We start from the raw sequence: 22742 nt of genomic DNA, 5'->3' as shown, positions 1-22742 counted from the left end.
ATCAAGCCTCGAGGCTGGGAAGATTCAGACCGTGGGCCCGCGCCGCCGCACGGGCGATCTCGTAACCGGCGTCCGCATGGCGCATGACGCCTGTCGCGGGGTCGTTCCACAGGACCCGCTCAAGCCGGCGGGCCGCCTCCGGCGTGCCGTCGGCGACGATGACCACGCCGGAATGCTGCGAATAGCCCATGCCGACCCCGCCGCCGTGATGCAGCGACACCCAGCTGGCGCCGGAGGCCGTGTTCAGAAGGGCGTTCAGCAGGGGCCAGTCCGATACGGCGTCGGACCCGTCCGCCATGGCCTCAGTCTCGCGGTTGGGACTGGCGACGGAGCCGGAATCCAGATGATCCCGCCCAATCACGATCGGCCCCGACAACTCGCCCGAGGCGACCATGTCGTTGAACATCAGCCCCGCGAGATGACGGTCGCCTAGTCCGATCCAGCAGATTCGGGCCGGAAGTCCCTGAAAAGCGATTCTTTCCTGCGCCATGTCCAGCCAGCGGTGCAGGCCCGCATTGTCAGGAAACAGCCGTTTCATGGCCGCATCGGTCTTGCGGATGTCCTCTGGATCTCCAGTCAGGGCCGCCCAGCGGAACGGCCCCACCCCCCGACAGAACAGGGGGCGGATATAGGCGGGCACAAAGCCGGGGAAGTCGAACGCGCGCGCCACACCCTGATCCAGTGCGACCTGGCGGATGTTGTTGCCGTAATCGACCACGGGCGCGCCGGACGCCTGGAAATCAAGCATGGCCTGGACATGGCGGGCGATGGAGGCGGCGGCGGCGGCAGAGACGGCGCCGGGATCGGACTGGCGACGGTCCTCCCATTCCGCCACAGACCAGCCGGAAGGCAGATAGCCGTTCACCAGATCGTGGGCGCTGGTCTGGTCCGTCACCAAATCCGGCTTCACCCCACGCTTGACAAGTTCAGGCAGAAGTTCGGCCGCATTGCCCAACAGGCCGACCGAGATAGGTTTTTTGCTGATCTTGGCCTGCTCGATCAGATCGAGAGCCTCGTCCAGGCTTTCCGACATGACGTCGAGATAGCGGGTCTTCAGCCGCATCTCGATCCGGCTGCGCTGGCATTCGACGGCCAGACAGGAGGCTCCCGCCATGGTGGCCGCCAGCGGCTGCGCCCCGCCCATTCCGCCCAGGCCCGCCGTCAGGATCCATCGCCCGGACCAGTCGCCGCCGTAATGCTGGCGACCGGCCTCCATGAAGGTCTCATAGGTGCCCTGAACAATGCCCTGGGTGCCGATGTAGATCCATGACCCGGCGGTCATTTGTCCATACATCATAAGCCCTTTACGGTCGAGTTCTGAGAAATGATCCCAGGTCGCCCACTTCGGCACGAGGTTGGAGTTGGCGATCAGCACGCGTGGCGCATCCGCATGGGTGCGGAACACGCCCACCGGCTTGCCTGACTGGACCAGAAGCGTCTCATCGGGGGCCAGATCGGTCAGGGTTTGGACGATCCGGTCGAAGGCCGGCCAATCCCGCGCCGCCTTGCCGATCCCGCCGTAGACGACCAAATCCTGCGGTCGTTCAGCGACTTCCGGGTCGAGATTGTTCATCAACATCCGGATTGCGGCCTCGGCGGCCCAGGTCTTGGCGGTCCTTTCAGGACCGCGCGGGCTGCGGATCTCGCGCATATTGGTCTTCATGTCCGGCTCTCGGCGAAGGTGATGCAGGCGTTCAGGATGCGGCGCAGATGACGACGCATCGTCTCGGCCCGGTCCGGCTCATAGGGGCTGGGCCAGTTTTCGGGCGTCAGACCCTCGGCCGGTTCGCGCATATAGCCTCGGTCCGCCAACTCCATCTGGATGGCGTGCACGCCGACTTGGGGACGGCCGTAGTGGCGCGTGGTCCAACCGCCCTTGAACCGCCCATTGACGACCAGACTGTCGCCGCTGACGGCGCAGGCGGCCTCGACCGCCTGGGTCAGCTGCGGCGCACAGGTGGCGCCGTCATTGTCGCCGATGTTGAACTGGGGCAGTTCGCCGGCGAACAGCCGGGGCGCCACCGATCGGATCGAGTGGGCGTCATAGACGACCAGGGGCCCCTTCGCCTGCAACCGGTCGATCTGGGCCTGAAGCGCCGCATGATAGGGATCGAACCAGGCCGCCCGCCTTTCCTCGATCTCGGCAGCGTCGGGCGCCTGGCCGGGCCGGTAAAGGGGCTCGCCGTCGAAGGTTTCGAGCGGACAAAGGCCGGTCGTGATCTGGCCCGGATAGAGGGATGCGCCGGACGGGTCGCGGTTCACGTCGATCACACTGCGCGCCAGGGCGGTGCAAACCGTGGTCGCGCCCATGTCCCGGGCGAAGTCGTAAAGCCGATCCACCCACCAGTCGGCGTCCTTGCGCGCCAGCCAGGGCGAGCTCATCCGCGCCTCGATCGCTGCAGGAATGGTCGTTCCCGTGTGGGGCAGGCCGATGATCAGGGGGGCGGCGCCCTCGTGCACGGTCAGCCAGTCGGACGTCATCTCGGCCTCCCTCGCCAAATCGGATCGTCGTGGTATGTCTAGACATATTGATCGCAACCCGATGGACCTGTCCAGTGACGCCTGAGCCCACGCCCGTCGATCTGTCGCTCTGGTTCGAAGCGGCCCTGCTGCCGCAAGGCTGGGCGCGCGGGGTCAGGGTCCGGGTCCGCAAAGGCCGCATATCCCGTCTGGAGACGGAGGTCGCGCGATCGCCGCAAGACCAGGGCGGCGGCGTGGCCCTGCCGGGCGTCGCCAATCTGCACAGCCACGCCTTTCAGCGCGCCATGGCCGGTTTGACCGAGGCGCGGGGGCCGACCGATGACGACTTCTGGACGTGGCGGCGTCTGATGTACCGGTTTCTGGATCGGGGCGGCCCTGACGAGATCGAGGCCATCACGGCCCTGGCCTTCGCCGAAATGCTGGAGGGCGGCTTCACCCGGGTGGCGGAGTTCCACTACCTCCACAACGACCCGACCGGCGCGCCTTACGCCGACCGGGCGGAGATTGCGACCCGGATCGCGGCGGCGGCCGAGGCGACGGGCATCGGCCTGACCCTGCTGCCGGTCTTTTACGCCCATTCCGGCTTCGGCGGCCTGGCGCCGACCGAAGGTCAGAGACGGTTCATCACCGACCTCGACGGCTATGCGGCCCTTGTCGCCGATTGCCGCGCCCTGACCGCCGGACTGGCGGACGCCAGGGTGGGGGTGGCGCCTCACAGCCTGCGCGCCGTCACGCCGGAACAGTTGCAGGCGCTGCTTGCCATGGCCGGACAGGGGCCGATCCATATACATGTGGCGGAACAGACCAAGGAGGTTGAGGACTGTCTGGCCTGGTCCGGGGCGCGCCCCGTGGAATGGCTGTTGGCCAACGCTCCGGTCGATCCACGCTGGTGCCTGATCCACGCCACCCATGTGGCGGAGACCGAATGGCGGGGAGTCGCCGCGCGCGGGAGCGTGGTTGGCCTGTGTCCGATCACAGAGGCCAATCTGGGCGACGGAATCTTCCCGGCGGCGGCCTATCACCGCGCCGACGGCCGTTTCGGCGTAGGCACGGATTCCAATGTACAGATCGGCCTGGCCGACGAATTGCGGATGCTGGAATACAGCCAGCGGCTGGCCCTCAGAGGCCGGGCCGTCATGGCTGACCCCGGTCGTTCGACCGGACGGCTCCTCTTTGATCAGGCCCTGGCCGGGGGCGCTCAGGGGACCGGCGTGTCCTGCGGTTTGAGCGTGGGCGCTGCGGCGGACATCGTCGCCCTCGACGGCGGCCATATCAGTTTCGAGGGCCGGTTCGGAGACGCGGTGCTGGACAGCTGGATTTTCGGGGCGCCCAGAGGGGGCGTCGCCTCGGTCTGGCGCGCGGGACGGCAGGTGGTCCGGCAGGGGCGCCATGTCGCGCGCGACGCCGTTGAGGCGCGCTATCGCCAGGCCTTGAAGGCGGTGCTGGCGTGAGCGCGGGGCCGCTGCATCGCCGCATCTATTCCGATCTGGAGGATCGCATCCTTTCGGGCGCCCTGGCGCCGGGGCGGCGCCTGCCGTTCGAACATGAGCTCATGCAGGACTACGGTTGTTCGCGGGCGACCGTGTCCAAAGCCCTGTCGGAACTGGCGGCCCGAGGCTTGGTGGTGCGCCGACGCCGGGCGGGCACCTTTGTGGCCCAGCCCAAGGCCCACGCCGCCTTTCTGGCCATCCCCGATCTCAGGGCCGAGGTGACGGAGCGGGGACAGGTCTACGGCTATCGGCTTCTGACGCAGATCGAGCGCGGGCCGGCCGACGCCGCCGAAGCGGAGCTTGCGGCCGGCGCGCGCCTTTTGGACCTGACCTGTCTGCACAGCGCCGATTCCATTCCCCTGGCCCTCGAGCGGCGACTGATCGGGCTGAAGGCCGCGCCCCAGGCGATCGCCGTCGATTTCAAACGGGTTTCGCCAGGAAGCTGGCTCCTGGAATCAGAACCCTGGACCGAGGCTGAAAATCGCATCGGGGCGATGGGGGCGGACGCCCAATCGGCGCGCCTCCTGCAGATCAAGAGGGGCGCCGCCTGCCTTTGCGTGGAACGACGCACCTGGCGCGACGGTTTGGGCGTGACCCAGGTGCGCCAGCTCTTTCCGGGCGACCGCTATGATCTGGTCGCGCTTTTTTCCTCCGCCCGTTCCGGTGGACGCGCCGGGGAGCCGAGACGATGAAGATCGACCTGCTTTTGATCGACTGCCACGCCGCGACCCTGTCCGAAGGCGAGGGGGGCTATGGGGTGATCGAGGACGCCGCTGTGGCGGCGGCGGACGGACGCATCGTCTGGATCGGACCTCGGGCGGACCTGCCGACCGTTTCGGCCCGCAGGACGGAGCGGCTCGACGGGCGCTGGATCACGCCCGGTCTGATCGACTGCCATACCCATCTGATCTTCGGCGGCGATCGATCGGCCGAGTTCGAACAGAGGCTGGGCGGCGCGACCTATGAGGCGATCGCCCGGGCCGGCGGAGGGATTCTGTCTTCGGTCCGGGCCACGCGCGCGGCGTCGGAAGCCGAACTGTTCGCCTCGGCCATGGAACGGCTGGAGGGGCTGAAGGCGACGGGGGTCACCACCGTCGAGATCAAGTCCGGCTATGGTCTGGACCGAGACAGCGAGTTGAAGATGCTGCGCGTCGCCCGCCGCATCGGTCGAGAAGGCGGGGTGCGGGTTCGCACCACCTATCTGGGTCTGCACGCCACGCCGCCGGAGCATCGCGCGAACCCCGAAGCCTATGTCGATGAGGCCGTCGAACACATACTGCCCGCCGCCCACGCCGAGGGACTGGTCGATGCGGTGGACGCCTATTGCGAGCCGATCGCCTTTTCCCCCGATCAGGTGTCGCGCCTGTTCGACAAGGCGAGAGGGCTGGGGCTGCCGGTCAAACTCCATGCGGATCAGTTGTCCGACAGCGGCGGGGCGGCCTTGGCGGCGCGTTACGGCGCCCTGTCCGCCGATCATATCGAATATGCGACGCAGGCCGGCGTGGCGGCCATGGCCCAGGCGGGCGTCGTCGCGGTGCTGCTGCCGGGCGCCTTTCTGATGCTGCGCGAGACCCGGATTCCGCCGACCGACGCCTTGCGCCGTCACGGCGTGCGAATGGCGGTGGCTACAGATTGCAATCCGGGAACCTCTCCGCTCGCCTCCATGACGGCGGCGATGACTCTGGCCTGCGTTCAGTTTCGACTGACTCCCCAAGAGGCCTTGGCGGGGGCGACGCGAGAGGCGGCCCACGCCCTGGGTCTCGGCGCCGACCTGGGGCGTTTGGAGGTTGGTCTCAGGGCCGATCTGGCCGCCTGGGACATCCAAAATCCCGCAGAACTGGCCTATTGGCTGGGCAAGCCTGTGCTGCACGCCCGTTGGCTGGACGGCGTGCGCTCTTAGGTTGCAGACGTGCGGAATTTAACTGTAGGTTGCTTCCATAGCCGGGGAGCAATCTGTGGATGTTGACGCCTTTATCGCGCATTGGGACCAGGCCCCGATCGGGGAACGGTCGCATTATCAGACCTTCATCATTCAGCTGTGCCGTCTGATCGGGGTCCCGGCGCCCGACGACGAGCGAACCGGCGACCTGGACTATTGTTTCGAGCGGCCGGTTCGCTTTCGGCATGACGACGGCCGTGCGACCCAGGGCTGGATCGACTGCGCCAAGCGCGGCTGTTTCGTGCTGGAGGCCAAACAGTCGTCGAAGCGGCGCAACGGCGGCCCCCTTGATCCGGCGGTCCAACTGTCGCTTTTCCTCAAACCCAGCGCCAGGCCCCGCGCGCCTTCGCCTGAGGCGGTGGATCGCCTGATGCGCGCGGCGAAGCGCCAGGCTGAGAACTACGCCAAGGCGCTGGATGAATGGCCGCCCTTTCTGATCATCGTCGATGTGGGCCGGTGCATTGAGGTCTGGTCGGATTTCGATCGTCAGGGGAAGGCTTATATTCCTTACCCGGATCGCGCCACCTACCGCATCGAGCTGGAGCATCTTCGCGCGCCCGAGGTCCGTGACCGGCTGCGCCGGATCTGGCTCGACCCCCTGTCCTTGGACCCCGCCGCTGCCGTCGCAGAGGCGACGACGGACATCGTCCGACGTCTGGCCTCGCTGGTGCGCTCGATCGGCCAGAGACGATCGACGGCGGGTGAGGACCGGGTTCAGCGGGCGGCGCGCGCCAACCAGACCGCCCTCTTCGTGATGCAGTGCATCTTCGCCATGTTCGCCGACAGCGTCGGCCTGATTGAGGAGCGGGGATTTCTGCGGTTTCTCGAAGCCTATCGGGGCAAGGCGGATCGGTTCCACGAAGGGGCGCGGGTCTTCTTCGGCCTTATGGACCAGGGCGGGCATTGTCTGGCGATTCAGCAGCGTCTTCGCCGCTTCAACGGCGGCCTGTTCCGCTCCGCCGTCCCCTTGCCGATCACGGAAGAGGAGCTTGAGGCCCTGATCGCGGCGGCGCGGTGCGACTGGGCCCTGGTCGAGCCGGCCATCTTCGGCGCCCTTTTGGAACAGGCCCTAGACCCGCAAGAGCGCGCGGAACTGGGGGCGCACTACACCCCCAGGGCCTATGTCGAACGCCTGATCGAGCCGACCATCATGGAGCCCCTGAGAGCGGACTGGGAGGCGGTCGAGGCCCAGGCCCTGGGGCTCTATCTCGAAGGCGACGTCCAGGGCGCAAGGCGGATGATCCGCACCTTTCACGACCAGCTTTGCCGGGTGCGGGTGCTGGATCCGGCCTGTGGGACGGGGAACTTCCTCTATGTCGCCATGCATATGATGAAGGCGCTTGAGGGAGAGGTTCTGGGCGTTCTGGCGGAAATGGGGGAGGAGCAGGGCCGCCTGGGTCTGGACGGCCATGTCGTCAGTCCCGAACAATTCCATGGGTTGGAGAAGAACGCCTATGCCGCCTGGATCGCCGAGATGGTGATGTGGATCGGCCATCTGCAATGGCATTTTCGCCTGTTCGGCGACGCCGCCCCCTCTGAACCGATTTTGAAGGACTTTCGCCGGGTCGTGCATGCCGACGCCCTGGTCAGTTGTTCGCGGATCGCTGGGCGGCTGGGCGAAACGGGCGGGGATCGTGCGGTCGAACACTATGTCGATCCACGGCCGACGCCCTGGCCGGAGGCGCATTTCATCATCGGCAATCCGCCGTTCATGGGCGGCAAGGATCTGCGTGCGGCCTTCGGCGACGGCTATGTGGCCGCCCTGGACCAGGTGCGCGGCGGTCGGTTTCGCTCCGCCGATCTGGTGACCGTCTGGTGGGATCGTGCGGCCGAGATTCTGACCCGGCCGGGCTCGATCCTGCGCCGCTTCGGCTTCATCACCACCAATTCCGTCACCCAGACCTTTTCGCGCCGTGTCATCGCGCATCATCTCAACCGCCGCCCGGCGGTTCGATTGGTATTCGCCATCCCCGACCATCCGTGGGTCGTCGGCGTCGGCCGCGCCGACGTCCGCATCGCCATGTCGGTGGCGGAAAGGGGGGAGGCGGACGGCCAGGGCCGGTGGCTGGGCGTGACCGACGAGGCCGACCTCGACACCGATCTTCCCCGTCTGACCTTTCAGGAAAGGCGAGGGGTCATCGGCGCAGACCTCATGATCGACGAGGGTCTGGGCCGGGCGGTCGATCTAAGGGCCAATGCGCACCTGGCCTATCGCGGCGTCCAGCTGATGGGCGCCGGATTCCTGGTGACGCCGGAGCAGGGGCGCGCCCTGCTGGGCGGTTCAGAGGTCGGAGCGCCGTCGCCGATCCGCGCCTGTCGGAATGGTCGTGATCTGGCTGATCGCAGCCGAAATCTTGAGGTGATCGACCTGTTCGGGTGGGACGAGGCCGACGTGCGGCGGCGCCATCCTCTGATCTATCAGCATCTGCTTGAGACGGTGAAGCCCGAACGGGAGCGCAACAACCGCGCCGCCTACAGGGACAGTTGGTGGCTCTTTGGCGAGCCGCGCCGCGAGCTTCGCGCGGCCCTGACGGGTCTTGATCGCTATATAGTTACGGTCGAAACCGCCAAACACCGCTGGTTCCGCTTTCTGGACAAGGACGTCCTGCCCGACAACAAGCTCGTCGTCATCGCCAGTGACGATCCGGCCGTGCTGGCGGTGCTGTCGTCCCGCGTCCATCGGGCCTGGTTCGCCGCGAACGGTGGAAGGATCGGCGAGTATCAGCGCGAGGCCGTCTATGTGAAAGGCGTCTGTTTCGACCGCTTTCCCTTTCCCGAACTGGACCCGGCCCAGGCGGCTGAACTGGCGGCCCTGGGGGAGGAGTTGGACCAGACGCGGGCGCGCGTCCTGGCTGAGAATCCCGACCTGACCATGACGGCGCTTTATAACGCGATGGCCCGCGCGGCCGAGGCCCGTCCCCTCGAGACGTCCGAACGGGACAGACATGACCGCGGCCGCATCGGCATCCTCGATCATCTTCATCGCCGGCTGGATGAGCGGGTGACCAAGGCCTACGGCTGGCCGGCCGATGCGGATGAGGCGACGATCGTCTCGGGACTGACGCAGCTGAATCGAAGGAGGGCGGAGGAGGAGACCCAGGGAAGGGTGCGCTTCGTCCGTCCCGCCTATCAGAGCGGCAAGGTACGGATCATCGCGCCCCAGCCCGTCCAGACCGAGGCGGTCCTGGTATCGCCGCCCAGCCGGCCGCAGCTTCCGGAGGAGCCGGGCCCCTTGGCCTCAGCCCTGCTGTTCCGTCTGAGACGCGCCGGCGTCCCCATGCAGCCTGAGCATCTGGCGGCGGCGTTTGAAGGCGGCGGACGGCGTAAGACCCGCACGATCGAACATACGCTGGCGGTCTTGGCCGTTTCAGGGGCGGTTCAACATTCGGAGACAGGCTGGTTCGCCCCCCATCGAGCTTGAAACCCGAATCAGACCTCGGCCACGCCCATAGCCTTCAGCAAGGCGTCGCGCACCGCCGCCTCTGTGAAGGGCTTCTGGATGGTCGGCGACCCGCGCCATTCGTCCGGCAGACCGCCTTCGCCATAGCCGGTCGAGAAGACGAAGGGCACGCCGCGGGCTTTCAGGGCCTCCGCTACGGGAAAGACCTGCCGGCCGGCGACATTGACGTCCAACAGGGCTGCGTCCAGCTCGACCGTGTCGCGGGCCAGGGTCTCGCCCTCGTCGATATTGGACGCGGGACCGATGGGCACGCACTCCATGTCCTCCAGAATGGTCTCGAGCAACATGGCGACGAGGGACTCGTCCTCCACAACCAAGACACGGCGTCCATTCAGCGGCTGGTTCATAGGGGTGTCCTGTCGAGGGGAACCATGAGTTCCGCAATCAATCCGTCTTTGCCGTAAACCAGATCGATCTCACCCGCCAGATCGTGACGAATGTTTCGTTCAATCAATCGGCTACCAAAGCCTCTTGTGTCCGGTGGCGTAACTTTCGGCCCGTCCAGCTCTCGCCAGGACAGCTTTAATTTCGGCGCAGTCTGATCCGCCACGCCCCAGTCGACCAGAACCCGTCCGTGGGGCGTGGACAGGGCGCCGTATTTGCCGGCGTTCGTCGCCAGCTCATGGAAGATCATGCCCAGAGACAGGGCTGTCGCCGGCGCCAGGGCGACGGCGGGACCGTTCAGGTGGAAGCGCGTCGGACCGAACGCCTCAGTCTCGTGTTCCAGAATGGCGCGCAGATCGGCGCCCTCCCAATGGGTCCGCGTCAGAAGATCGTGGGTGTGGGAGAGTGCCAGGATTCGCGCCTGGAAGGCCTGGGCGAAGGTGGAGGGGTCGCGGTGGGACCGCGCCGTCTGGATCGCGATGGACTGGACCGTCGCCAGGGTGTTCTTCACCCTGTGGTTCAGCTCGTCGATCATCGACTTCTGACGGCGGGCGGCCAGGACGTTCTCGGTCACGTCGTGACCCTGTACGAAGATGCCGACCACCTGGCCGGCCTCGTCGCGAATGGGCTGATAGATGAAGTCGAGATAGTGGTTTTCCAGCGGCGCTCCCGGCCGCCGCTGAAGTTGCGCCAGGCTTTCGCGCCCCTCATAGGCTTCGCCTGTAGCGAAGACGGAATCGAGAAACTCGTAATAGCCTTGGCCGGCCAGCTCAGGCAGCGCCTCTCGGATCGGCTTGCCGGCGATGTCGCGGTGGCCGATCAACTGCCCATAGGCGGCGTTGTACATCTGAAAACAGTGGTCCGGGCCCGACAGAATGGCGACGAAGCCCGGCGCCTGCATGAACATCTCGACCAGGCGGTTGCGTTCCTTCTCCAGGCGACGGTTGTCCTCCTGCACCGACTGGGCGCGCCGCAGAACGGAACCGCCGACGATGGCATCGAGGGCCGTGGTCGGTTCGTCGGGCGGGGCGGCCGGGAACAGGTCCGTGATATCCATCGTGTGCTGAAGCAGAAGGACGACCTCGCCCTCGGCGTTGAGCAGCGGCGTATGGGTGGCGCTCCAGATCCGCTCCTCGAACACTTCCCGGCAGTCATCCAGGCGTCGCGGGAGCGAATAGCGGACGAGGGCCAGATGGTCGCGCTGTCGGGTGTCGCGCGCCTTTTCAAGTGAGGCCCTGACCTGCCGGACGTTTTCGGGCGCCTCCTGCCCCGGCCCGGAATCGAAGGCCTGAAACAGCGGTCGACCCAGGAGATCGGGCCGATTCGAACGGGTGACGTCCAAATAGGCCTGATTGACGTCGAAGATCCGCAAATCCGGGGTGAGCAACAGATAGGGATTGGGCGAAGCCGCAAACGCGGTCGCCAAATCGGCGATCGACGCGCCCTGTGTCAGAAGTTCAGTCAAGCCACGCCCCAGTCGAACCGGGCATAAACGCCGACCTGACGAAAAGGTTCACGCCAGCACAAATCATTTTCGGATCGTCATTGGCCCGTCGAGGGAATTTGCTAAGGACAGGGCATGACAATCGCCGGCGCCTTGGCCACCCTCTCCCTGATGATCGCTCAACCCACAGACCGGCCCGCCAACGATCCGCCTCTGATCCGGATCGACCAAGGCGAGTTGACGGGCGTGGCGGACGGCGACATCGCCGCCTTCAAGAACATTCCCTACGCCGCCCCGCCGGTCGCAGAGATGCGGTGGCGGCCGCCGGGGACAGCCCCGCGATGGGAAGGCCGTCGCGACGCCTCGACCTATGGGCCGATCTGTATCCAGGCCACGCCGCAGGGCGATCCCGGCGTCGGCCCTCTGCCGATGAGCGAGGATTGCCTGAACCTGAACGTCTGGCGCCCTCTTGATACGGCTGAGCCGGCGCCGGTGATGGTGTGGATCCATGGCGGCGGACTGGTGAACGGCTCGGGCACGGCCGCGCTCTACGACGGGTCGCACCTGGCGCGTCAGGGCATGGTGGTGGTCACGCTCAACTATCGCCTGGGACGGCTGGGCTTCTTTGATCACCCCGCCCTGGCGGCCGAACGGCCGGCCGATGAGCCGGCGGGCAACTATGGCGTCATGGACGTCATCGCCGCCCTGAGGTGGGTAAAGGCCAATATCGCCGCCTTCGGCGGCGACCCCGACAACGTCACCATATTCGGGGAATCCGCCGGCGGCGCCATGGTGACCCGCCTGATGATCTCGCCTCCGGCGCGTGATCTGTTCGCCCGGGCCGTCGTTCAGTCCGGGCTGGGTCGTGAGTTGCAGACGCCCCTGGATCGACGCGGCGCCTTTGACCTGCCGTCCGCCCGCGAACGGGGCGAGGTTTGGGCGCACGGTCATAATCTGATGACGGCGGCTGATCTGCGGTCGGCGCCGGTCGAACTGCTGCTGACGCCTGCGCCCGTCTTCGCCAACGGCGACCTGACTCTGATCGACGGCAGGATCGTGCCTTCGACCGTCGAGGCGGCCTTCCGCGCCGGGCTGCAGTCGCCTGCGCCCTTGATCATCGGGACCAACAGCGCCGAATTCTGGTGGATGAAGCCCACCGACCGCAACGGCTACGGCATGATCGACGACGACATGACCTGGCTGGAACGTGCCCAGATCACCCAGGCCTATGGCGGAGAGGCCGGGTTTGACCGCGGTTTCATCACCGACGCCGTATTCTCCGAACCCGCTCGGCTGCTGGCGCGGCTGCACGCCGCTGCGGGACGACCCGCCTATCTCTATCGGTTCGACATTTCCTCGCCGGACAATCCCGAACCGCACGGCGGCGCTACCCATGCGATCGAGCGGCCCTATGTCTTTGGAACGCTGTCGCTTCTGCCCTATCCGGTGCGGCCGGTGGATCAGGCCGCGTCCCAGGCCATGATGGGCTACTGGACCAGCTTCGCCCGCTCCGGCGATCCGAACGGAGTGGGCCGGCCCGACTGGCCGATGGCGGCCGGAACGGGGAATCCGACGTTGCTGCTGCTTCGGAACGACGGTCCCGTCGCCGTTCCGACCCCGGACGTGGGGCGTCTGGACCTGATCGAACAGTTCCGTGAGCGCCCGCGCGGGCGTCCTCGTGCGCTTCGGCCGGATGAAGATGCGGCTAGGCCCTATCAACACTGAGGGCCCGGCCTGAATTGCGGAAGGTTCAGCCCGCCGAGGTGCTGCTGGACTGCTTTTCTTTCAACGTCACCAACTCCTCCGCCATGGTGGGGTGGACGGCGCAGGTCGCATCCCATTGCGCCTTGGTGAGGCCGGCCTTAACGGCGATGGCGGCGAGCTGAATCATCTCCGGACTGTCCGGCCCGACGATATGGACGCCGACCACCCTTTGGCTGTCGGCGTCGACGACCAGCTTCATCAGAACCCGCTCCTCGGAGCCGGTGAAGGCGTATTTCATCGGCCTGAAGCGGGTGACATAGACATCGACGCCGGCCGAACAAGACCGGCGCGCCTCGGCCTCCGACAGGCCGACCACGCCGACGGGCGGCTGGCTGAACACCGCCGTCGCCACGGCCTCATAATCGAAGTGCTGGGGATTGTCGCGGAAGACGGTCTGGTGAAAGGCGACCGCTTCGCGAATGGCCACCGGAGTCAGGTTCATCCGGTCGGTGACGTCGCCGATGGCCCAGATGTTTTCGGCCGTCGTCCTTGACCAGCGGTCCACCTTGATCGCCCCGGCCTCGTTGAGCTCGACCCCGGCGGCTTCCAGCCCCAAGCCCTTCACATGCGGAACCCGGCCGGTGGCGAACATGACCACATCCGTTTCCAGCTTCATGCCGTTTTCGAGGTGGTTGATCAGTCCGGTGGGCGTCTTCTCGATCTTCTCGTGCTGGCAGCCCAGGATCACCTTGATGCCGCGCTTTTCGATCTCGCCGGCCAGATGGGCGCGCACATCGTCATCGAAGCCGCGCAGGATGTTCGGCCCGCGATAGATCAGGGTCGTCTCGACGCCCAGGCCGGCGAAAATTCCCGCAAACTCCACCGCAATATAGCCGCCGCCCGCAATCAGGATGCGCTTGGGCAGTTCGGGCAGGTGGAAGGCCTCTTCCGAGGTGATGGCGTGCTCGATCCCGGTCAGGCCGTCCGGCTTCCATGGGCGGCCGCCGGTGGCGATCAGTATCCTTTCAGCGGTGAAAACCTGATCCTTTCCGACGATTTCGACCGTATGGGCGTCTTTCAACACAGCCCGACCATGGACCAGCTCAACGCCGGCCTTACCCAGATTGGCGGCGTAGATACCCGAAAGACGCGCGATTTCGACGTCCTTGGCTTCGAGAAAGGTCGGCCAGTCGAACCGGGCCTGGTCGAACGACCAGCCGTAGCCCTCAGCGATCTCCAACGCATGGCTGACTTCGGAGGCCATGACCATGAATTTCTTGGGCACGCATCCTCGGATGACGCAGGTGCCGCCGACCCGGTATTCCTCGGCCACCGCGACCCGCTTTCCGTCCAGGGCGGTCAGCCGCGCTGCACGCACGCCCCCGGAGCCGGCGCCGATGACGAAGAGGTCGTAGTCGTAATCAGCCATCTGGCGCTCCGGCGTCCCGACGCTGCACAGAGCCGGACTCATTTAAGTTCGGCGGCATACGTCGCAGCCTGAGGTTCGAATTAGGAGGGGACGCTCGGCACGGCAAGGCTTGCGCCTTCAGCCGGCAGGGCGCCCCTTCACGATTCGGGCGTTGGCCGCCCGGGTCTTCGGCCCCTGTCCGCTCATCACTTCCGTTCGATACGGGCGATTGGTCTTGTCGCCGCCTTGCTGGAAGGGCTCGTCCAGCGCTTCGCCGTCGTCCGCATAATCGGCGACTTCTCCAGCGGCCGGAGGGGCGAGCGCTGCGTCGCGATAGTCGTCGGCGGCATAGGATTTCGCCTCGGGATGGACGGTGACGTGCTGCTCGCGCGCCTCATCGTTCGGGACTTGCGGCTCGTTGACGGCGTTCTGCGCCGTTGCGGTCGGAGACTCAGAGTTCTGGTGCGGCATGGTTCGCGTCCTTTTCGGGTGAAAAGGGATAGCGGCTAGGGCGCCAGGTCGTTCCGAGACTCCTAGGGCAGAAGCGTGTCCACGCCCTTGTCCGTGCCGATGATGGCGAGGTCGGCCAGGTCGAGGAACAGGCCGTGTTCGACCACGCCGGTGATCAGCTTCAGGTCGTCGGCCAGGCGCACCGGGTCGTGGATAGCCTTGCAAGCCGCGTCATAGATCAGATTGCCGCCGTCGGTGCGAACCAGACCGCGATCCGCCTGGCGCACGCGCGCCGGCGCATGGATATCATGGTCGACCAGGACGTCGGCGATGCGATTGGCCGTGGTCTTGTGCCCGAAGGCGACGACCTCGATCGGCAGGGGAAAGGCGCCGAGCACCGGAACCACCTTGGCGGCGTCGGCGATGACGATGCAGCGGCTGGAGGCCTCCCACACCAGTTTCTCACGCAACAGGGCGGCGCCGCCCCCCTTGATCAGGGCCAGGCCGGGACCGACCTCGTCCGCGCCGTCGACCGTCAGGTCGATGCGCGGCGTGTCTTCCAGCGTCGATAGGGTCAGTCCCAGATCGCGCGCCAGGTCGGCGGTCTTTTCGGATGTGGGGACGCACCGCAGACCGGACAGATTGCGGGCGGCCAGAGCCTTGACGAACCAGGCGGCCGTCGAGCCGGTGCCCAGGCCCACCACCATGCCGGGCTCGACATGCTGGGCGGCGGCTTCGCCGGCGTTCTTCTTTTGCAGATCGCTCATTTCAGCTTAGCGGCCTTGGCCGCCTCCTTCTTGGCCTTGGCCTTTTCACGGAAGTCGGCGGCGGCTTGCGGCCTGTTCGTCTGGCGGGCCCGGCCGAAGGCGAGGGCGTCGGCCGGCACGTCCTCGGTGATGACGGAGCCGGAGGCGACCAGGGCGCCCGCGCCGACCGTCACGGGGGCGACGAGACTGGAATTGGAGCCGACGAAGGCGCCGGCACCGACCTCGGTCTGCGCCTTGTTGAAGCCGTCATAGTTGCAGAAGATTGTTCCCGCCCCGATGTTGGCGCCGGCGCCGACCGATCCGTCGCCCAGATAGGCCAGGTGATTGGCCTTGGCGCCCTCGGCCATACGGACGTTCTTGACCTCGACGAAGTTGCCGACCTTGGCGCCCCTGCCCAGGTCCGCGCCTGGCCGCAGCCGGGCGTAGGGGCCGACCTCCGACCCGGCCGCGACGCGCGCGCCCTCGATATGGCTGAAGCTGCGGATGCGCGCCCCGCCCTCGATCACCGCGCCCGGCCCGAAGACCACATAGGGTTCGATCACCGTTCCGCCTCCGACCTGGGTGTCCCAGGCGAAGTGGACGGTATCCGGCGCGCTCATGGTCACGCCGGCGGCTAAGAAGGTCTCGCGCTGAACCTTTTGGAACAGGGCCTCGGCCTGGGCCAGTTCCGCCTGGGCGTTGACGCCCATGACCGCGTCCTCGTCGGCGAAGACGGCGCGGGTGGGATGGCCGGCCTTGCGCGCCAGTTCGACGACGTCAGTCAGATAGTATTCGCCCTTGGCGTTGTCGTTGCGGACCTGGGCCAACAGGGAAAAAAGCAGGGCGGCCGGCGCGGCCATGACGCCCGAGTTGCAGGCCGTGACGGCCAGCACCTCGGGCGAGGCCTCCTTGGCCTCCGTGATGGCGGTCAGGATGTCGCCCTCGAGGATCAGACGGCCATAGGCGCCCGGGTCGCGGGCTTCGAAACCGATCACGGTGACCCCCGACGCGCCGAAGACAGGCGCGATGTCGGCGGCCTTCAGCAGGGGGACGTCGCCATAGGTGACGACCACGTCTCCTTCGAACCCGGCCAGAGCCTGTTCGGCGGCGCGCACGGCGTGACCGGTGCCCAGGGGCGGGTCCTGGACAGCGATCGCAGCCTCGCCCAGGCGGTTGACGACGTGGGCCCGGACCTCCGGCGAATGCTCGCCCACCACCACGACCACCCGCTCGCAGCCTAGGGCCTCGGCGGCGTCAATGGCGTGATCCAGCATGGCGCGCCCGCCGACCGGATGCAGCACCTTGGGCAGGGGCGATTTCATCCGCGTGCCCTGGCCGGCGGCGAGGATGATGGCGGCGCGGGGCGGCGTCTGGGTCATGGATCGATCCGGCTGTCGGTCTTGGTCTGTCGCCCTCTAGCGCGCCTGGGTCCAGGCGTCACGGGGGCGTGGCGGGCGGGATCAGACGTCCAGCTCTTCCTTCACGAACTGGGCGTTTTCCTGGATAAACTGGAAACGGGCCTCAGCCCGCTTGCCCATCAGCCGTTCGACCAAATCCTCGATGCTCGCCTCGGCGTCCGGCACTGTGATCCGGGCCAGGGTGCGCTTCTTCGGGTCCATGGTGGTCTCCTTCAGCTGGGAGGCCATCATTTCGCCCAGGCCCTTGAACCGGCCGATCTCGGTCTTCTTGCCCTTGAAGACGGTGGCCAGAAGCTCGTCGCGGTGGGCGTCGTCGCGGGCGTATTCGCTCAAGGGGCCGGCCGAGATCCGGTACAGCGGCGGCAGGGCCATGAAGACCCGGCCCTGACGGATGGTCTCAGGCATGACACGATAGAAGAAGGTGATCAGCAGGGCCGCGATATGGGCGCCGTCCACGTCGGCGTCGGTCATGATGATGATCCGCTCGTAGCGGAGGTCGTCGATGTTGAAGCGATTGCCGGGCTGGACGCCGAGCGCCAGGGCCAGATCGGACAGTTCGACGTTCTGGCGCAGCTTGTCCGCCGTGGCCGACGCGACGTTCAGGATTTTGCCGCGCAGGGGCAGGATGGCCTGGGTGGTGCGGTCGCGCGCCTGTTTGGCCGAGCCGCCGGCCGAATCGCCTTCGACGATGAAGAGTTCGGTGCCCTCGGCGGCCTGACGGGAGCAGTCGGACAGTTTGCCGGGCAGGCGCAGCTTGCGGGTGGCGGCGGCGCGCTGGACCTCCTTGTCCTTGCGGCGGCGCAGCCGGTCTTCGGCCCGGTCGATGACGAAGCCGAGCAGGGCGTTGGCCTGTTTCGGGCTTTCGGTCAGCCAGTGGTCCAGCGGGTCGCGCAGCAGCTGTTCGACGATCCGCGCCCCCTCGGGCGAGGACAGACGGTCCTTGGTCTGGCCCTGGAACTCGGGATTGCGGATGAAGACGCTGATCAGGGCGCCAGCGTTGGCGATGACGTCCTCGGCGGTGATGACCGAGGCGCGCTTCTCATTGGTCAGTTCGCCATAGGCCTTGAGCCCCTTGACCAGGGCCGCGCGGAAGCCGGCTTCGTGCGTGCCGCCGTCGGGGGTGGAGACGGTGTTGCAGTAGGACTGGATGAAGCCGTCCGCCTCGCCGAAACCGGCGGGCGACCAGGTGACCGCCCATTCGAAGGCGCCCGCCTCGCCCTGACGCTCGGCGCGGCCGGCGAAGGTGGGGGTGACGGTCTCCAGCTGACCGATGCGGTCGGCCAGGGCGTCGGCCAGGCCGCCGGGGAAGTGGAGCAGGGCCTGGGCCGGGGTGGCGTCGGTGATCCGTTCGGGGGCGCAGGTCCATTTGATCTCGACGCCGCGGAACAGATAGGCCTTGGAGCGCGCCATGCGGAACAGGCGGGCGGGCTTGAAGGCCGCGCCGACGCCGAAGATCTGCTCGTCCGGCTTGAAGCGGATCAGGGTGCCGCGCTTCTTGGACGGGCCGACCTGCTGGATCGGGGCCAACACGTGGCCGCGCGAGAAGGCCTGCCTCCACTCGAAACCGTCGCGCCAGACGGTGACCTCGACGCTTTCGCTGAGGGCGTTGACGACCGAGACGCCGACGCCGTGCAGACCGCCCGAGGTCTCATAGGCCTTGCCCGAGAATTTGCCGCCCGAGTGGAGGACGGTCATGACCACCTCCAGCGCCGACTTGCCGGGGTGTTTGGGGTGGGGGTCGACGGGGATGCCGCGGCCGTCGTCGCGGACGGACAGATAGCCTTCGGCGTCCAGGTCGACGGTGATCAGCCGGGCGTGGCGGGCCACCGCCTCGTCCATGGCGTTGTCGAGGACTTCGGCGAACAGGTGGTGCAGGGCGCGTTCGTCGGTGCCGCCGATATACATGCCGGGGCGTTTGCGGACGGGCTCCAGGCCTTCCAGCACCTCGATCGAGGAGGCGGAATAGCCGCCGGGGACCGCAGCGGCCGGGGGCGGTGCGGGCGCAGGGGCGGGCGCCGCCGGCGCTGCAGGCGTTGCAGCCGGCGTGGGGGCAGGCTTGGGCGCCTCCGGCTTCTGAGGCTGGGGCGTGTCGTCAAAAGCGAAGAGGTCGGCGGCCATTCACATAGTCTGAGGCGATTCGGGGCCGGTTCTGGTAGGCCCGCTGGGCCGGTCGAGCAAGCGGCGGTCGTACCGGAACGGGATCGAAGGTCACGGCGCGGGCCAAAATCGCCAGCATCAGCACCCAGGGCAGGTTGGCGTGGGTCAGAAGCACGCTCTCCGAAAGGCTCAGGACGAAGAAGCCCGTCATATAGCCCAGGCTCCAGAAACCCTCGCGCGCGCCCATTCCGTTCAGCCGGGCCAGAATCATCACCGCCGAAACGGCCATGACCAAACCCACGAGGACGGCGCCGGGCCAGCCCAGCTGGACCAGAAGGTCGATCCAGCCGTTGTGGGCCGAGGGAACCGGCCATTGGGTCTCTATTCGGATCTCGCGCGCGGGGATGGAGTCCACGCCCCAGAAGGCGCTGAAACCGTAGCCGGTCCAGGGACGGTCGGCCACCTTGCGCATCAACGCCTCCCAAATCAGGGTCCGGCCGGTCAGGGAGGGATCCTTGCCCAGGGCTTCCAGGATGACGGCGGACTGGGTATTCCAAAGCCAGGCGCCGCCGGCCGCCATGACGACCCCCAACCAGACCGCAACCACGGTGACGGCGGCTCCGCCTTGGCGAAGCACCCACCAGCCCCCGACCATGCCGACCCCCAGGATCAGGCACAGCAGGGAGGTCTTGGACTGGGTGGCGACCACCAAAAGCGTGGTGAGGGCCAGGGTCAGGAGGGCGATCCAGGGTTTGCGGCCATTGTCAGCCAGATGATCGGCGACAAGAACGGCGGCGGCCGAGACGGCGCCGACCACCATGACCAGGCCCATCTGGTTCTTTTCGTACCAGAGCCCGCGCCACAGGCCGGCGTTGTCCAACTGGTGCACCCCGATCCGAGGAAACAGAAAGACCATGATCAGGCTGCCGATCGCCATCACCAGGCCGGCGCGCATCAGCAGGCGCGGCAGGGCGGAGCCATGAAAGACGGCGCCCAGATAGACGGCGAAGGCGCTGTTGATCGCCAGGGCGATGACGCGCCGCTCCGTCACCTCCGCATCGATCGACCAGTACTGGGAGACATAGGCCAGGCCGATCAGGGCGCCCACCGCCAGCCAGGCCGGCCAGGCGCGAATGACGCGCTCGAACCGGAAGACGATCAACCCCGCCGTCACCGCATAGACCGGCAGCCACAGGAACCGCAGCATGGGGGTCTCGCTCTGGTCCGGCGCAAAGACAGGGGCGAAAAGGGCGCCGGTCAGCATGAAGACGACGAAGCCCGCCGCCCACTGCTCCCAGGCGGGCGGATCGGTCGGCTGATCGAATCGGTCAGGCGAGGCGCGCACGCCCAAGGGTGACGCCGCCCGCTTAAGGAAGGGTGAGCGCGGCGCGGAAGGCCGCCAGTCCCCGCTCCAGGTCCGCAATCAGGTCCGACGGATCTTCCAGCCCCACATGCAGTCGGATCAGCTCTCCCTCCAAGGCGGGCGGGTAGACGCGAGAGGCCGTCTGATGGGTTTCGTGGGTGATCAGGCTTTCGAATCCGCCCCAGGAATAGCCCATGCCGAACAGGCTGAGGGCATCAAGCAGGGCCTGGCCGGCGGCCTCGGTCCCCCCCTTCAGAACGACCCCCATCAGGGAGGCGGCGCCGGTGAAGTCGCGTGTCCACAGCTCATGGCCGACAGAGCCGGGCAGGGGCGGATAAAGGACGCGGGACACCTCGGGCCGGGCCTGCAGCCATTCGGCGATGATCAGACCCGACCGACCCTGCTCGGCGTAGCGCAGCGGCAGGGTGCGCAGGCCACGCAGGGCCAGCCAGGCGTCGTCGGGCGAAACGTGCCAGCCCAGGTCTTCGATCGTATCTGCGATCGCCCGGCGACAGGCTGAATCCGTGACGGCGATCCCGCCCATCAGGACGTCGGAATGGCCGGAAACATATTTGGTCAGGGCCTGGACGCTGACGTCCACGCCGTGGGCCAGGGGTTTGAAGGCCAGGCCGGCGCCCCAGGTGTTGTCGATCATGCTGAGCACGCCGCGTTCTCGACAGGCCCGAGCCACCGCCTCGACGTCGATCATTTCAAACGTCAGGGAGGCGGGCGACTCCATCAGGACCAGGCGGGTGCGCGGCCCGATCGCGGCGATCACCGTTTCAGCATCCGCATCGGCCGGCAAAAATCGTGACGTGACGCCACGCGCGGCCTGGTAGCGGGACAGAAAGCGTCGCGACGGACCATAGAGGGCGTCGGTCGTGATCACCTCGTCGCCCGGCCGGGTCAGGGCCAGCAAAGGCACGGTGACGGCGGCGAGGCCGGAGGGGACGATAAAGGCGTCCTCGGCCCCTTCCAGATCGGCCAGGGCGGCCCGCAGCTGGCGCGCGGCCGTCCCGCCGTCCAGGCCGTAGGTCGGGCCATCAGCGTTATCTCGCATGGCCGCCGCACGGTCGCTGAGCATGGTCGAGGCCCGCTCGACGGGCGGATTGACCGGACGGCGGCCCTGCCCCCGGCGTGTGGCGGACGAGATCAGGCGGGTGCGGTCCGAATGCGGCGACATGGCCTCTCCGATGGCTTGCGGATCAGGGTCTAAAGGCCTCTAAAGTCGGCCTGGCGCAAGCGGAGGAGACGAACGCGATGCGGATCATGGCGATCGGAGCGATGACGGTCCTGCTGTTGGCGGCGGCGGCTTGCGGCCGCGACGACACGAGACGCGCCGCCGAAGACGACGCCCCCCCGGTCCCGGCGCCGGCGGTGACGACCGATCGTCCCGAAAGTCCGACCCTGGCGGCGGTCAAGCGCCGCGGGCGGCTCAATTGCGGGGTGCATCAGGGTCTGGTGGGCTTCGCCCACACCGACAATCGCGGGCAATGGCGAGGTTTCGACGCCGACTTCTGCCGGGCCATGGCGGCGGCGATCCTGGGCGACGCCGAGGCGGTGCGCTTCGTGCCCCTGTCGGCCTCAGACCGGTTCGCCGCCTTGGATGAGGGCAGGATCGACGTCCTTTGGCGCAACTCATCCTGGACCATGAGCCGCGACGCCGGCGAAGGCTTCGTCTTCGCCGGCGTCAACTATTACGACGGCCAGGGCTTTCTGGTGCGGCGGTCACTCAGCCTGAACAGCGCGACTGAGCTGAATGGGGCGCGGGTCTGCGTCCAGGCCGGCTCGACCGCCCAGGCCAACGCCGACGACTTCTTCAGGTCACGGGGGATCCCGTACCGGCCTGTCGTCTTGCCCACGGAGGAGGCGGCGCGCGACGCCTATGGCCGCGAGGACTGCGACGCCCTGAGCGCCGACATTTCGGCCCTGGCCGCTGCGCGCGCCGTCCTGGCCGATTCCCAGGCGCACACGATATTGTCAGACGTGGTGTCCAAGGAGCCGCTGGGACCAGTCGTCCGCGCAGGAGACGAACGCTGGGCCGACGTGGTCCGCTGGACCCTCAACGCCGTCATCCTGGCCGAAGAACTGGGCGTGACCCAGGAGAATGTCGAAGCCCAAGCCGAAGACGCCCGCGACCCGCGGATCCGGCGTCTGCTGGGCGCAGAGGGGGATTTCGGAGCCATGCTGGGCCTGTCGAAGACCTGGGCGAAGGACGCTGTTTCCGCAGTCGGCAACTATGGCGAAATCTTTGATCGAAACCTGGGATCTCAATCGCCGCTCGACCTGGCACGCGGATTGAACGCACAGTGGAACGGTCGGCCGCCCGGCTTGATCTATGGATTGCCGATCCGTTAA

Annotated in this window: 17 protein-coding genes; 6 read left to right on the top strand and 11 right to left on the bottom strand. The window is 67.1% G+C overall.

Annotation, left to right across the window (positions count from 1 at the left end):
• Nucleotide 1 precedes the first annotated feature (1 nt).
• A complete protein-coding gene (gene hutU / locus BSP_RS10245; RefSeq protein ID WP_152950279.1) occupies nucleotides 2–1663 on the bottom strand; it encodes a urocanate hydratase in 1662 nt (553 codons plus the stop codon).
• Nucleotides 1660–2481: an N-formylglutamate deformylase gene (gene hutG / locus BSP_RS10240; RefSeq protein WP_054765795.1), complete on the bottom strand. Its 822-nt coding sequence runs from the start codon at nucleotides 2479–2481 to the stop codon at nucleotides 1660–1662. Before hutG ends, hutU begins: the two co-directional genes overlap by 4 nt.
• A 74-nt stretch (nucleotides 2482–2555) precedes the next feature.
• On the opposite strand from hutG, the gene BSP_RS10235 reads away from it, so the two are divergent.
• Genes BSP_RS10235 through BSP_RS10220 form a run of 4 tightly spaced genes read left to right on the top strand, consistent with a single transcriptional unit; the run spans nucleotide 2556 to nucleotide 9331 of the window.
• Complete coding sequence (locus BSP_RS10235; RefSeq protein WP_152950278.1) at nucleotides 2556–3932, top strand: formimidoylglutamate deiminase; 1377 nt, start codon at nucleotides 2556–2558, stop codon at nucleotides 3930–3932.
• Nucleotides 3929–4663, top strand: coding sequence for a histidine utilization repressor (gene hutC / locus BSP_RS10230; RefSeq protein WP_152950277.1), 735 nt, complete (start codon nucleotides 3929–3931; stop codon nucleotides 4661–4663). The genes BSP_RS10235 and hutC overlap by 4 nt, the downstream gene beginning before the upstream one ends.
• Nucleotides 4660–5871 carry an imidazolonepropionase gene (hutI, locus tag BSP_RS10225; protein WP_152950276.1) on the top strand — a complete coding sequence of 404 codons (1212 nt, stop codon included), beginning with the start codon at nucleotides 4660–4662 and terminating at the stop codon, nucleotides 5869–5871. Before hutC ends, hutI begins: the two co-directional genes overlap by 4 nt.
• Nucleotides 5872–5926: 55 nt before the next feature.
• Nucleotides 5927–9331, top strand: a complete 3405-nt coding sequence (locus BSP_RS10220; RefSeq protein ID WP_227975920.1) for a DNA methyltransferase — start codon at nucleotides 5927–5929, stop codon at nucleotides 9329–9331.
• 8 nt (nucleotides 9332–9339) lie between these two features.
• Here the strand turns inward: BSP_RS10220 and BSP_RS10215 are convergent, their stop codons facing one another.
• Nucleotides 9340–9717, bottom strand: coding sequence for a response regulator (locus tag BSP_RS10215; protein WP_152950274.1), 378 nt, complete (start codon nucleotides 9715–9717; stop codon nucleotides 9340–9342).
• Nucleotides 9714–11219: a sensor histidine kinase gene (locus BSP_RS10210; protein WP_227975919.1), complete on the bottom strand. Its 1506-nt coding sequence runs from the start codon at nucleotides 11217–11219 to the stop codon at nucleotides 9714–9716. The genes BSP_RS10215 and BSP_RS10210 overlap by 4 nt, the downstream gene beginning before the upstream one ends.
• Nucleotides 11220–11333: 114 nt before the next feature.
• Between BSP_RS10210 and BSP_RS10205 the strand changes: the two genes are divergently transcribed.
• Entirely contained in the window at nucleotides 11334–12923 is a 1590-nt protein-coding gene (locus tag BSP_RS10205; RefSeq protein ID WP_227975918.1) for a carboxylesterase/lipase family protein, read from the top strand.
• A gap of 25 nt (nucleotides 12924–12948) precedes the next feature.
• Here the strand turns inward: BSP_RS10205 and gor are convergent, their stop codons facing one another.
• From gor to metC, 7 genes are all read right to left on the bottom strand, one after another.
• Nucleotides 12949–14331, bottom strand: coding sequence for a glutathione-disulfide reductase (gor, locus tag BSP_RS10200; RefSeq protein WP_152950273.1), 1383 nt, complete (start codon nucleotides 14329–14331; stop codon nucleotides 12949–12951).
• Between the two features lie 117 nt (nucleotides 14332–14448).
• Entirely contained in the window at nucleotides 14449–14781 is a 333-nt protein-coding gene (locus BSP_RS10195; protein ID WP_152950272.1) for a hypothetical protein, read from the bottom strand.
• A gap of 62 nt (nucleotides 14782–14843) precedes the next feature.
• Entirely contained in the window at nucleotides 14844–15527 is a 684-nt protein-coding gene (gene rpiA / locus BSP_RS10190) for a ribose-5-phosphate isomerase RpiA (protein ID WP_152950271.1), read from the bottom strand.
• Nucleotides 15524–16885, bottom strand: a complete 1362-nt coding sequence (gene glmU, locus BSP_RS10185) for a bifunctional UDP-N-acetylglucosamine diphosphorylase/glucosamine-1-phosphate N-acetyltransferase GlmU (protein WP_054765786.1) — start codon at nucleotides 16883–16885, stop codon at nucleotides 15524–15526. The genes rpiA and glmU overlap by 4 nt, the downstream gene beginning before the upstream one ends.
• An 81-nt stretch (nucleotides 16886–16966) precedes the next feature.
• A complete protein-coding gene (locus BSP_RS10180; protein ID WP_054765785.1) occupies nucleotides 16967–19042 on the bottom strand; it encodes a DNA topoisomerase IV subunit B in 2076 nt (691 codons plus the stop codon).
• The gene (locus BSP_RS10175; RefSeq protein WP_224762051.1) at nucleotides 19017–20366 is read right to left on the bottom strand and encodes an O-antigen ligase; all 1350 of its coding nucleotides are present in this window, start codon (nucleotides 20364–20366) and stop codon (nucleotides 19017–19019) included. The genes BSP_RS10180 and BSP_RS10175 overlap by 26 nt, the downstream gene beginning before the upstream one ends.
• A 22-nt stretch (nucleotides 20367–20388) precedes the next feature.
• Complete coding sequence (gene metC / locus BSP_RS10170; protein WP_054765784.1) at nucleotides 20389–21567, bottom strand: cystathionine beta-lyase; 1179 nt, start codon at nucleotides 21565–21567, stop codon at nucleotides 20389–20391.
• Nucleotides 21568–21644: 77 nt separating this feature from the next.
• On the opposite strand from metC, the gene BSP_RS10165 reads away from it, so the two are divergent.
• A complete protein-coding gene (locus BSP_RS10165) occupies nucleotides 21645–22742 on the top strand; it encodes an amino acid ABC transporter substrate-binding protein (RefSeq protein ID WP_227975917.1) in 1098 nt (365 codons plus the stop codon).

It is taken from the genome of Brevundimonas sp. Bb-A (assembly GCF_009394735.1).
Classification (GTDB): Bacteria; Pseudomonadota; Alphaproteobacteria; order Caulobacterales; family Caulobacteraceae; genus Brevundimonas; species Brevundimonas aurantiaca.
This window is presented reverse-complemented; position numbering and strand designations above follow the sequence as displayed.

What these genes read in the sequence shown, in the direction of transcription:
- BSP_RS10195 (WP_152950272.1), bottom strand. Translation starts at nt 14,781, where the DNA reads ATGCCGCACCAGAACTCTGAGTCTCCGACCGCAACGGCGCAGAACGCC.
- gor (WP_152950273.1), bottom strand. Translation starts at nt 14,331, where the DNA reads ATGGCTGATTACGACTACGACCTCTTCGTCATCGGCGCCGGCTCCGGG.
- hutU (WP_152950279.1), bottom strand. Translation starts at nt 1,663, where the DNA reads ATGAAGACCAATATGCGCGAGATCCGCAGCCCGCGCGGTCCTGAAAGG.
- BSP_RS10205 (WP_227975918.1), top strand. Translation starts at nt 11,334, where the DNA reads ATGACAATCGCCGGCGCCTTGGCCACCCTCTCCCTGATGATCGCTCAA.
- metC (WP_054765784.1), bottom strand. Translation starts at nt 21,567, where the DNA reads ATGTCGCCGCATTCGGACCGCACCCGCCTGATCTCGTCCGCCACACGC.
- BSP_RS10165 (WP_227975917.1), top strand. Translation starts at nt 21,645, where the DNA reads ATGCGGATCATGGCGATCGGAGCGATGACGGTCCTGCTGTTGGCGGCG.
- rpiA (WP_152950271.1), bottom strand. Translation starts at nt 15,527, where the DNA reads ATGAGCGATCTGCAAAAGAAGAACGCCGGCGAAGCCGCCGCCCAGCAT.
- BSP_RS10215 (WP_152950274.1), bottom strand. Translation starts at nt 9,717, where the DNA reads ATGAACCAGCCGCTGAATGGACGCCGTGTCTTGGTTGTGGAGGACGAG.
- BSP_RS10180 (WP_054765785.1), bottom strand. Translation starts at nt 19,042, where the DNA reads ATGGCCGCCGACCTCTTCGCTTTTGACGACACGCCCCAGCCTCAGAAG.
- glmU (WP_054765786.1), bottom strand. Translation starts at nt 16,885, where the DNA reads ATGACCCAGACGCCGCCCCGCGCCGCCATCATCCTCGCCGCCGGCCAG.
- hutI (WP_152950276.1), top strand. Translation starts at nt 4,660, where the DNA reads ATGAAGATCGACCTGCTTTTGATCGACTGCCACGCCGCGACCCTGTCC.
- hutG (WP_054765795.1), bottom strand. Translation starts at nt 2,481, where the DNA reads ATGACGTCCGACTGGCTGACCGTGCACGAGGGCGCCGCCCCCCTGATC.